We start from the raw sequence: 12,135 nt of genomic DNA, 5'->3' as shown, positions 1-12,135 counted from the left end.
GTAAAGGCTCTGATCCCTTTAGGTAGCGCTTTCATTGGTTAAATTTTCTCAAATATTCCGTGATTATTGAATACAAAAAACCGTCTTGTTTGTTCAATAATCAGTTCGCTTGAGGGGGTTTCATGAAATCTGTAGGGGTCTGGCCGGTTACTTTTTTAAAAACCTGACTGAAATATTGTGCATTTCCACCGAAGCCGAACATTTCAGCCAGCTCAAATACTCTTACATCCCCACTTCTCAAAATATGCTCCGATGCTTTAGCAATCCGGTAATTGGTTACGTAATTCGAGAATTTCTCTCCGGTAATTTTCTTGAATATTTTGCCGAGATAGTCGGGATTCATATATAACATTTCAGCAGCGACCGAGCTAAGCGACAGCTCTGCATTCTTGTAATCCTCTGCGATAATTTTGAACATTTTGTCTACAATAAGCGATTGCCGGGAACTAAAATGTCGGTCATACATCGCTGTTAAGCGAACCGCTGCCTCTTTGACGTATGCTTTTAAACCTCCCAAGGTTCTAATTTCGGCAAGCTCCGCCAAGCCCGATGTGAAGCTATTTCTTTCATCAGGGACTGCTAAACGAATCATAGCGGAATATAACTGTAAAACATATGAACGCGTCACGTTAATATCTAACCGTTCATCCGCGAGCAAGTTGAATAATCGTTCCAATTCCAGCTCTACCGTATTTTGATCGCCTGCTTTTATAAGTAGACAAATATGCTCTTCATCTAGCTCGATATCATTTCTTCCACTTAGCTCATCACTTGGGATATCACTCCCGGTAATCAAACCGCCCGCCTCCAAATAAAAACGATGGTTCAGGCATTGCAAGGTCTGACGATACAATCTCCGGGAATGAATCATAAGGTCAGCATCACTAATCGCGATTGTCACATCCATTTTATAAAACTTGCAGAATACCTCTCTTACTTCAGCGATACGTTTAAGCAAGGGGCTATTCTGCACCGTATTTCCTTCGTCTTCCAGTAATATTAATAAATGACCGCCTATCGTCGCACTCAGGAGTGTTTCCTGAAGTACGTCCTGGGCAATATTTTGCAGAGCGAACAATTGCTCATATTCGTAAGAACCTTCTAGTCGGAACAGGAGCAAGCGTACCGTTTTGTCATTGAGTTCAATGCCGAATAATTCCTGATAGTACTCTAGATCCTGACTTCCATAAGTTTTGTTAGAGATCCATTCCTTCAAAAATTGTTCTTTCACATGGGGCAATACCTTCTGAAGACGTTGTTTCATGCTATTTACGAATTCGCCCCGGCTCTTCTGTTCATCGAGCTCCGCTACCAGCTCAACCAATGCATCATGGATCTGATTCTCATTGCACGGCTTTAAAAGATAATGTTTAACCCCGTTCTGCATAGCAATACAAGCATAATCAAAATCCTTATAACCAGTCAGCATAACGAATTTCACGTCTGGAAATCGTTCACTGCATTTTTGCACCAGTCCCAAACCATCTAAACCAGGCATAGAAATATCCGTAATCACTATTTCAGGGCTAAGCTCCTCTATTTTCACCAAAGCCTCAATCCCGTTCCACGCCGTGCCTACAAGCTCTGTTCCCGCTCGTCCCCAGTCCACAACCTGCGATATCCCTTCCAGAATCAAGCGTTCATCATCCACCAACAGCAGTTTATACATTCTCTAGCACTCCTTTTAAGTAAGGTATACGCACATGTATAGTTGTTCCTTGACCCGGTTCACTTTCTATGGAAGTGCCCCATTCAGGGCCAAAGACGATTTGAATCCGTTCCGCGATGTTAGCTAAGCCGATGCCTTCTCCACGGGTCTTAACTCTTCCCAGCTGCAAATCTTTGATAAATTCAGCGCTCATTCCCGGTCCATTATCACTGACTCTGATATCGAGCCCCTGCTCATCTTCACTAACTGTTATAGAAATGGTACACGGTTCAATATTAGGCTCTAGTGCATAGCGGATAGCATTTTCGATTAAAGGCTGCAAGGTCAGCTTCGGAATCAAAGCGTCATGCAGATGTTCAGGTACATCCATCCGGAAATCAAGCCTCTCATCAAACCGTGTTTTCTGGATAATGACATAATTGCGCACGATAGTGATCTCTTTTTCAAGTGTAATCAGCGGATCCTTTAGACCAATAGAGCTGCGGAACAAGTAACCGAGCGCTTCTACCATTTCTGAGATTTTGGCTTGTTTGTTCATTTTGGCTAACCAGTTGATTGATTCCAGTGTATTGTACAAAAAATGCGGATTAATCTGGGCCTGCAAAGCTTTTAGCTCTGTCTCTCTAATAATCAGCTGCTTCGCATAGTTCTCATCAATAAGCTCTCTGATCCTGCGGATCATCATTTTAAAAGTCCGGTTTAGCTGACTAACCTCGTCCTGCGCAGTCTGTGAAACCACACCTAATGACTGTTCCTCCAGATTGTCCAGATCGCCTTTCTCGATTTGCTTCATTTTTTTGGTCAACTTAGAGATCGGACGTACAATACTGCGAGCAAGCCTGTAGCCTAAAAGGAGACCAATTAATAAGATTAGTGCGAATATGATGACGACCAGCTTTTTGACAAAAGTAATATGTTTGAACATCTCATTAAATGGAGTGGCATTGATGTAGATCCAATCTATATAAGATGATTTCGTCTTGGTTATAAAGTAGGTACCTTCTTGATATTTGGCCGTGCGATATAGCTCCGGACGTTCTGTCTCTTCTTTAAGCTCTTCTGGCAAAAGAATTGGCGCTTCAGGATAGATTGCCTGTCCCGTCGTGGCATCAACTGCGATTAATTGATCAGTATCGCTCGTACTATCCGCAATGATTAGATCGATCCGAATACGGATCACGAGTGTTCCCAGATCATCCAGCGTAAACGTTGACCCTGTATAAGATTTAATCTGCCGAACCGCCAAAAGTGAATTTCTGTTTCCTTGCGGATACCACACTATACTCCCGCTAGCTTCCGCAGCTAACGGCTTTAACTGATCCTGCAGATCCTGTGATACTCCTTCACGATTGCCCGCAGTCATTACTCCGCCACTCGTATCCATCAGCATCATGGAATAAACGTATTTCTCTGCCCCTGCAAAAGCAACCAGCCTGTTTATGATCTTGTTATGTAGAACTTGTCTTTCATAAGGCTGTGGATCATTCTGCAATTGGCGCAGGCATTCTTGAATTTGCTCATCAGACACCACTGTAAAAGAAAGCTGATCCAATTCTCTTAGGGCATTTTCGATGCTAATGGAGGACATCCCCAGTACCTCAGAGGCCTTTTCATAAATTTGCTTGTCATAGATACGATACACATATTGTAAAACGGTCAAAGAGAATAAAAAGGAAAGTAGAAGCAAAAAGGAAATAATCAGTATCATTTTGTTGAAAATGCCCGAACTTCTGTAAGCGCTAACATTTTTCCAAATCATCTGCATTCTCCGCTCCCTAAATATGATAATTTTCATTTATTATCACTATAATTCCATTATAAACCATAATGTTCCATTTGGGTAAATTTACGTGAACTGAAAGATAAGGATAGTATAATGGCTCGGCGAAAAAATTCCTATGTAAAAAAGGGCTCGAAATGAAATCCAGAATCAGACTTCACTTCAAGCCCTTATATTGAGCTACCTTCACACCTACAACTGACTAGCCAAGCATCATTCGGTCATCTGCCAATTTATGTCCGCTGATTGTCTCGAATTCTCCGAGCAGCCGTTCTACAGTAAGATCTTTTTTACGTTCCTCATCGATATCCAAAATAATACGGCCCTTATCCATCATGATCAGACGATTGCCAAGACGAATGGCCTGTTCCATGTTATGAGTAACCATTAGGGTGGTTAACTTCATCTCACGGACAATGGACTCTGTAAGTTTAGTAATCAGCTCCGCACGAGAAGGGTCAAGGGCTGCTGTATGTTCATCTAAAAGTAAAATTTGCGGTTGAGTAAAGGTCGCCATTAGCAGACTTAGCGCTTGTCTCTCTCCACCTGACAACAACCCTACTTTTGCCCGCAGGCGATCCTCCAGCCCAATCCCCAGACGGCTTAGCTCATTGCGAAACAAAGCTCTTTTTGCTTTATTTACGCCAAAGGTTAACCCTCTGCTTTTGCCTCTTTTATAAGCCATAGCTAAATTTTCTTCAATCGTCATATGTGGAGCCGTACCCGCCATTGGGTCCTGAAAGACACGGCCGATCCAGCGACTTCTTTGAAATTCCGCCAAATGGCTGATTGAATTTCCTTCAATGCTGGCTGTACCCAGATCCGGCTTCATGACACCGGAAATAATGTTCATCAGTGTAGATTTGCCAGCTCCATTACTTCCAATGATGGTGACAAAATCACCGGGAAGAAGCTCCAAGTCAATGCCGAGCAGCGCTATTTTCTCATCGGGTGTTCCGGGATTGAACAGCTTAGATACGTTCTCCAGTTTAAGCATCGATGGTGCCTCCTCTCTTGCTGCTTAGAGCCTGCTCAGCTAATTCAACGGAACGCCTCCGCGCCATATTCTTCTGCTTCAGGAAACGCTGAATCGACGGGAATACAAGAGCGAAAATAACGATAATTGCTGTGATCAGCTTAAGATCCGAAGCTTTCAGCCACGGTACCCGCAAGGCAAGTGCAACTACGATCCGGTAAACTATGGATCCGAGCACAACAGCCAATGTGGCCCGAAATACATTTTTAGCACCGAATATGGCTTCACCGATGATCACCGAAGCTAACCCGATTACAATCATCCCAATACCCATAGAGGAATCCGCAAAAGTAGAATACTGAGTGATTAGCGCCCCCGAGAGCGCCACCATTCCATTGGATAAACTGACACCAAGAATAGTGGTATTATCCGTGTTCACACCCAGACTACGGATCATTCTTGCATTATCTCCGGTAGCCCGCAGCGCAAGTCCAAGATCTGTACGCAGGAATAAATCCATTACTATTTTCACAAAAATAACTACAAACGGCAGTACGAGCAGAGGATCAATGGAAGTGAACAAGGTAGTGTCGCCCATTAAAGACCAGTTCGGTTTGCCACCAAATATCCGCAGATTAATGGAATAGAGTGCAATCATCATCAAAATCCCGGATAACAGTCCATTAATCTTGCCTTTCGTATGTAATAGGCCCGTACACATTCCTGCCAGCATTCCACCAGCAATAGCGGCCAGGGTAGCAAGCCATGGTGCATAACCGTTAGTAATCATAACAGCGGCAATGGCACCACCAGTGGTAAAGCTCCCATCTACAGTCAAATCAGGGAAATCAAGAATACGAAAGGTAATGTATACACCTAAAGCCATAAATGCGTAAAGCAGTCCCATTTCAACGGCCCCGAGCATCGAATTTAACATAGATGACTTCCTCCTTCGAGCGGAAAGGGGCGTTCTCACGAAATCGCCCCCTATATAATGGCTTATTGAATAATATTGTTAGCTTGATCGGCAACTTCTGCCTTCATTGCATCAGTCACTTCTATGCCTTGCGCTGCTGCAGATTTCAGGTTAAGAATGAGATCGAGTTTTTCTTGCATGGTTACTTTCATATCAGCTGGCTTTTTACCATTTTTCAAAATATCCACGGCCATTTGACCCACTTGATAGCCATGATCGAAATATTTAAAACCAACGGTGGCGAAAGCTCCCTTTTCAACCGTATCACGGTCACTGGAGAAGAAGGGAATTTTCTTGTCATTAGCTGTTTGAATAATGGTATCCACTGCACTTACGACTGTGTTATCCAAAGTAATGTAGAATGCATCTACACGACCCACAAGTGATTCTGCAGCTTGTTTGACTTCAGAGGTATTCGTGATGGCAGCCTTCACTAGCTCGATTCCATGTTTATCCAACTCTTTTTTAGCAATCTCAGCCATAATTACTGCATTTGGTTCACCTTCATTAATAACGATGCCCAGCTTTTTCACGTTAGGAAATTGGGTAGCTATAAATTGCATTAATCTGTTAATCGCTTCGGGATTGGTGTCCGATACCCCTGATACATTGCCACCTGGATGCTCCAGATCCGTGACAATCTTCGCGTCGAGTGGGTCAGTTACTGCTGCGAATAAAATCGGTGTATCCTTACTTGCTTTGCTGAGTGCTTGAACAATTGATTGAGCGGAAGGCGTTGCAATTGCCAATACCAAATCATTAGAGTCAGCGGCAATCTTTTGAGCAATGGACAAGTTATTCGCTTGATCAGCCTGAGCATTCTCAAGGTCAACCTTCAGGTTCTCACCTTCAACGATTCCTGCATCCTTCAAAGCAGCGAGAATTCCTTCACGTGTAGCATCAAGTGAGGGGTGCTCCACATATTGCGAGATCGCAATTTTGTACGTTTTTGAATCTGCTGCTCCTGCATTCGTAGGGGAATTACCGGAATTCGCTGCATTTCCTGCGTTTCCCGCAGTGTTATTGTTACCACAACCAGCTGCTACGAGCATGAAGCATAAGCTTAATCCCGCCAAAATGTTTCTCTTTTTCATCAAAGTACCCCATTTCATTAGTTTATTAACGCATACATCAAGGTGAGCGACTCAGCATTATCACTTTTATCGATAAAAGCATTAAAGCATAAGCTTACACGTACCTCACATTAATGATAGAAATCTATTAAACCTATATTATATGGAGGTTGTTTATCCGTCAATCACTTATCATATTTCCATAGATTTCAAATTCTGAAGAATATATGACATCAAAACAGGTAATGCTTGGTTGTCTCTTACAGCGATTGCCTTCGTTTCTTTTACATAAAAAAAATCGCCCTGCACAAACTGAATTTACAGTTTGAAGATGGAGCGTGTTAAATGGCTAATAATCACAAAAGACTACTAACCACCGCTACTGTATTGCTTGCTGTCGCTTTAACGAGTTCATCCTGCGGTTATTCATCTCAATCGCAAAAACCTAAGGTTAACGCGCTAACTCCTGATGGAACAAATGCCTCCAGTTATTATGAACAATCTGCAATTACCGACGCTCAGGGAAAGTATTGGATTCCACTTAAGCCTGCGGTTACTTCGCTCGGATATCGGATGAAAGATGATGGTTCTAGTGATGGATACACTAAAATCGGTTATAGCGATGTTATGTATATGCTGCGCCCTGGCTCACCACAGGTATTCTCACTTGGGGAAAAAATCACACTGCCACAAGCCCCTAGACGGCAAGAAGGGCAAATCTATATCACCCCTTTAGCCTTGTCCAAATTTCTGCAAACAGAAGTAGGCTGGAATCCCCAGTCGGGTGAGATAAACATTGCTACACCGTCCGAACGTAAGACTATCGAAAAATTATCGACGGTCGAATCCACGAGTGAATCTAAATCTTTACGCATTCAAAGTATTTCTGAAGCGGATAAAAAGGAGTTAGTCGCTTTTGCCAAAAATTTCTTAGGTGTACCCTACGACTTTGGCGCTGGATCTTATGAAGAAACCAAAAAATTTGATTGCTCTTCTTTTACAAGGCATGTTTTCAAAAAATTCGGTGTCAGCTTACCTCGTTTAGCTAAAGATCAAGATAATTTAGGTACTCGTGTAAGTCGAAGCGAACTGGATGTAGGGGATCTTATCTTTTTTACCGTTCCCGGCCGATTTGAAAGTGATGCTATACCTGGTCATGTCGGTATTTATATTGGAGACGGAAAGTTTATCCACACTTGGGGTGAACCCGGAGTTCAGATCAGTGACCTCGACTCAGGTTATTGGAGTAATGTAATCCTCCACATGCAACGTGTTTTATAAGCTTCCCATACTTTAAAGGAAATCATTCAAAAAGCCTGAATCCCTTCAATAGGGATTCAGGCTTTTTGACTACAACTCTTAACCAAATTCTTAATCCCAGCTCTTGCCCTTTCCACTCATCCGGACAAACAGCTTTATAAGTTCTACTATGACAATAATCGCTACGGCTGCTGCACATACTATTCCCCACTGTAATACACTTAAATGTGAGACACCAAACCAGTCGTTTAAGCCCGGGATGATGATCACAAGCACAAGCATTAGTATAGAGATCAGCGACGCCCATAACATATACCGATTGCTGAACCAACCGATCTGGAATAGCGATTTTTTATTGGATCTGACGTTAAAAGCATGGGCAATTTGCAGTAATCCTAATGTGGCAAAGGCCATTGTAACCGCAATACCTTCATTGTAATGCGTATGCGCCCATTGGTACACGAATAACGTAAGTGCCGCTTCTATAATCCCTTGATATATTATCCCGATCCCAACGCCGCCAGCAAAAATGCTACTGCTTGCTTTACGCGGCTTCTTCGCCATTACATCCTCACCGGCTTTCTCAAGCCCTAGGGCAAGTGCAGGTAAAGTATCCGTAACGAGATTAATCCACAGGATATGGATCGGCTCTAGAATACGCCAACCAATCATAGTGGCAATAAATAATGTCAGCACTTCCCCAAGGTTAGCGGAGAGAAGGAACTGGATTGCTTTGCGGATATTGCTGTAAACTTTCCGTCCTTCTTCAACGGCAACAACTATAGTCGTAAAGTTATCGTCGGCAAGCACCATATCTGATACACCCTTGGCAACATCCGTTCCGGTTATCCCCATGCCCACACCGATGTCGGATGATTTAAGTGCAGGAGCATCATTTACACCATCTCCGGTCATCGCCACAATTTTTCCTTTTTGCCGCCAAGCCTTAACGATACGCACCTTGTGTTCAGGAGAGACGCGTGCATAAACCGAATAATCGGTAACCTTCTCCGCAAATTCCTCTTCGCTGAATTTATCCAGCTCACTGCCCGTTAATACACCTGATTCATCTTCAATAATCCCTAATCTTTTGGCAATAGCCGCTGCTGTATCACGATGATCCCCTGTAATCATTACAGGTCTTATTCCCGCTTTACGGCAGATGGCTACAGCATCCCGTACTTCCTCACGCGGCGGGTCTATCATACCAACCAAACCAATAAATACTAACTCTATCTCCGTGGTATCTGGTGAGAGATCGGTCGGCAGCTGCTGCTCATCTCGGAAAGCAAACGCCAACACTCGAAGTGCGTCATTTGCGAGCATTTTATTACTCTCCATGATATTCCGCTTATGTTCGTCTTGTAGAGGTACAATTTCTCCATCCACATAAATATGGCTGCATTTGGACAAAAGTACATCAGGTGCACCCTTTGTCAGCACACGATATCGACCATCTTCTACCTCATGAATCGTTGTCATCAGCTTGCGATCAGAGTCAAAAGGCAGCTCATTTTTACGTGGATATTTCTTTTCAAGCTCCCTTTTGTCAGTACCTATACTAAGCGCATAATCGACTAACGCGGTCTCCGTCGGATCGCCGATGATTGCTTTTCCGCTCTTGGTTTGGGGATCCTTGTTTCCAGCTTTTGCTTCAGTTTCACTAGGAGTCTTTCCTTCGTCAATGCTGGAGTCATTACAAAGCGTCATAGCTTGAAGCAATAACTCACCACCAGGAATCCCTTCAAGTCCTGCACTGGAATCAGTGGTCTTTCCGTTGACATGTACTTTTTCGACAGTCATTTTATTTAATGTTAAAGTACCTGTCTTATCAGAGCATATAATCTCTGTACTTCCGAGTGTCTCCACGGCAGGAAGCTTGCGAATGATCGCTTTTCGTCCCGCCATTCGCTGCACACCAAGCGCGAGAATGATCGTAACAATTGCTGGCAGCCCTTCCGGGATAGCCGCTACCGCAAGTGAGATCGAGGTAAGTAGCATATCCATTAGCTCTCTTCCCTCGAAGATCCCAACGGCAAAGATAATCACGCAAACGCCAAGAATAATAAAGGTGAAATATTTCCCTAGTTCATCCAGCTTTTTTTGCAGCGGTGTTACATCATTATCTTCCTCCGAGATAAAACCGGCAATTCTACCGACCTCCGTCTGCATTCCTGTTGTTGTAACGACACCAACCGCCCGGCCATAAGTAACACTGCTGCTCATATAAGCCATATTGGTGCGGTCACCGATTACAATGTCGCTGCCTTCAAGCACACCGGCCCGCTTTTCTGATGGCAATGATTCTCCTGTAAGCGCGGCTTCCTCCGTCTTTAACGATGCAGCTTCCAAAAGTCTTATATCCGCCGGAACTACATTTCCGGCTTCCAGTAATACGATATCCCCGGGTACGAGGTCTTCACTTTTTATCTCAGTAACCTGACCGGAACGTCTTACTCTGGCATGCGGAGAGGACATGCTTTTAAGCGCATCGAGTGCCTGCTCCGCCTTATTTTCCTGAATAACTCCAAGCACCGCGTTCAGAATGACTACAAGCAAAATAATAATCGTATCCGTCCATTCCCCCAAAACTCCTGACAATACAGCTGCTACTAGCAAAATAAAGATCATTACATTTTTAAATTGTTCGATAAACTTTTCTAATAGCGATTTAGTCTTCGCTTCTTGCAGTACATTCTTCCCATATCGCTCCAGAAGTTTAGCTGCTTCATCGGAAGATAAACCCTCTTTCCGAGTTTCCAGCCTATTCAGCACTTCTTCCTCGCTCAGTGTATGGAAGGGTACCAGCCCTTGCGATTGTGAATTATTTGAATTCAAGACCATAGCCTCCTTCCAGAATTGAGATCTGGTAAAACCTCTCATATGAGTTTTACCCAAAACAGGCATGGTGATTCTTGAATGGTATGTACTTTTTTAGAAATTTAGATGTTCTTTCTTCAAATCGCGATTGAAGCTTTTAAACCTAGTCCCTTGATATAGGAGTTCACCTCGGTCCCCTTCTACAATCAGGCCAAAATCCTGATCTCTTACCTGCAACTCTAAACGAGAGCCATCGGCAAACTCAAAGGTAACATAATAACTAGTATTTGCTCTCGATTCACCGGATCCACCCCATACCTCGGTTCGTTTGGTGACCGCTGTGCAGTTTGCTTTTATCAAAGGACTTGCGTTATTGGACATCCAGATTCTCACTGATTTAACAATTATAAAAACGAAAAAGCCAAGAAAAAGCAAAACAAATAATTTAAAAAACAGTGGCATCTCATGAATGAAACTTCCGAAAAAGCTGCGCTCATCAAAACCGTTAAAATCCTGCCATTCGCTCAAATTTATCCCTCCTGACTGAAACAAGATAATAAAAGTTATCTATGCTGCGAAATACGTCATTTTTCCCGTTCGGTTTCATGTTTTCATCATCTATATATGAATTTTTTTCACAAAACAATTTGGATTCAAAGGAAAAGGTATGGTATGCTTTTTATACTACATACAGTTGGGAGGTGTTATTTCGGTGCAATATATAGCGCGTTTATCACTACATTGGTTTCTTCGTATCGTCCTAATTCTGGGAATGATGTTCTCTTTTCCACCTGCCTGGTCTGGAGGATTATTCACTACGGAGCAAGAATCAACGACATCCGAAATTGAACGCTACGAGCGAAAGTTTACACCTCCCGTAAGGATTGCACCTCAAATAACCCCTCAGGTAGGAGCCATCAAAATAACTGAACAGTGGGGAGCGAAGTCACTTGCGGTAATTGCAATACTCCCTGTACTTTCTTTACTGTTCCGTCCAGTGATTTATAAATTCCTGCTTCGACTGCGGCTGTACCTGTTAAAATTCACGTCTCATTTTCTAATTTCACTCCACTAACGAAGTTCACCTCTGCCCTAAATGAATGTCGGCTGAAGGGAATTTAGAACTTCAATTGATAAAAATCTTAGGTTCATGAATTATAGAGATGCGGATTTCCCGGTGGCTATACATGCTCGCATTGCTCATCATCCACTGGAAGAAAGCAAGTATCTTGGCTGAACCATGTTCTGGATATCCGTTCCGGTGTACATTAGTAATATTCGCAGCACTATTCTTGATTGCTGGATTCTCCGAGAGTACTCGTCTAGCAGACAGAAGTTATTGGCGCACTACTAGTGGACTTGTCCTCGCTGAAACCGAACATGTGAGACGAATTGAAAAGCTCGTGATCCTATTTCGTTATTTCTTAGGTGCCATCTTCTTCTTCAGCTTGAGACTGAGGTACATCCACCTACCTTAGGCGGTGAGGGGCTCTGGTACTCCCTTGCAGCAGTTATCGTTATACTGATTGGCGCAACTTCGTTGCAGGCTTACTGCCCGGACGTAGCGTTGGTCACAACCTT

The 12,135-nt window shown here is 43.3% G+C and carries 9 protein-coding genes; 2 read left to right on the top strand and 7 right to left on the bottom strand.

The window, feature by feature from the left end; translation table 11 throughout:
* Positions 1-100: 100 nt before the first annotated feature.
* The 5 genes from MKY14_RS03425 to MKY14_RS03405 all read right to left on the bottom strand — a co-directional run bounded on the left by MKY14_RS03425 (position 101) and on the right by MKY14_RS03405 (position 6,495).
* Entirely contained in the window at positions 101-1,669 is a 1,569-nt protein-coding gene (locus tag MKY14_RS03425) for a response regulator transcription factor (protein WP_076279781.1), read from the bottom strand.
* Positions 1,662-3,428, bottom strand: a complete 1,767-nt coding sequence (locus tag MKY14_RS03420; RefSeq protein WP_076279809.1) for a sensor histidine kinase — start codon at positions 3,426-3,428, stop codon at positions 1,662-1,664. Before MKY14_RS03420 ends, MKY14_RS03425 begins: the two co-directional genes overlap by 8 nt.
* A gap of 223 nt (positions 3,429-3,651) precedes the next feature.
* The gene (locus MKY14_RS03415; RefSeq protein WP_076125889.1) at positions 3,652-4,446 is read right to left on the bottom strand and encodes an ABC transporter ATP-binding protein; all 795 of its coding nucleotides are present in this window, start codon (positions 4,444-4,446) and stop codon (positions 3,652-3,654) included.
* Positions 4,439-5,362, bottom strand: a complete 924-nt coding sequence (locus MKY14_RS03410) for an ABC transporter permease (protein WP_036686219.1) — start codon at positions 5,360-5,362, stop codon at positions 4,439-4,441. The genes MKY14_RS03415 and MKY14_RS03410 overlap by 8 nt, the downstream gene beginning before the upstream one ends.
* 62 nt (positions 5,363-5,424) lie before the next feature.
* Positions 5,425-6,495 carry an ABC transporter substrate-binding protein gene (locus tag MKY14_RS03405; protein WP_076125887.1) on the bottom strand — a complete coding sequence of 357 codons (1,071 nt, stop codon included), beginning with the start codon at positions 6,493-6,495 and terminating at the stop codon, positions 5,425-5,427.
* Between the two features lie 324 nt (positions 6,496-6,819).
* Here MKY14_RS03405 and MKY14_RS03400 point away from each other — a divergent pair, with 324 nt between their 5' ends.
* Positions 6,820-7,755, top strand: a complete 936-nt coding sequence (locus MKY14_RS03400) for a C40 family peptidase (RefSeq protein WP_076125886.1) — start codon at positions 6,820-6,822, stop codon at positions 7,753-7,755.
* A gap of 90 nt (positions 7,756-7,845) precedes the next feature.
* Here MKY14_RS03400 and MKY14_RS03395 read toward each other — a convergent pair whose 3' ends face one another.
* Positions 7,846-10,542, bottom strand: coding sequence for a calcium-translocating P-type ATPase, SERCA-type (locus MKY14_RS03395; RefSeq protein WP_340977016.1), 2,697 nt, complete (start codon positions 10,540-10,542; stop codon positions 7,846-7,848).
* Positions 10,543-10,668: 126 nt separating this feature from the next.
* The gene (locus tag MKY14_RS03390; RefSeq protein WP_340975778.1) at positions 10,669-11,082 is read right to left on the bottom strand and encodes a DUF2500 domain-containing protein; all 414 of its coding nucleotides are present in this window, start codon (positions 11,080-11,082) and stop codon (positions 10,669-10,671) included.
* 184 nt (positions 11,083-11,266) lie between these two features.
* Here MKY14_RS03390 and MKY14_RS03385 point away from each other — a divergent pair, with 184 nt between their 5' ends.
* Positions 11,267-11,629 carry a hypothetical protein gene (locus tag MKY14_RS03385; protein ID WP_076125882.1) on the top strand — a complete coding sequence of 121 codons (363 nt, stop codon included), beginning with the start codon at positions 11,267-11,269 and terminating at the stop codon, positions 11,627-11,629.
* The last annotated feature ends 506 nt before the right edge of the window (positions 11,630-12,135 follow it).

Origin of the sequence: Paenibacillus sp. FSL R5-0887 (genome assembly GCF_038002305.1) — a bacterium.
Taxonomy (GTDB): domain Bacteria; phylum Bacillota; class Bacilli; order Paenibacillales; family Paenibacillaceae; genus Paenibacillus_AQ; species Paenibacillus_AQ odorifer.
This window is presented reverse-complemented; position numbering and strand designations above follow the sequence as displayed.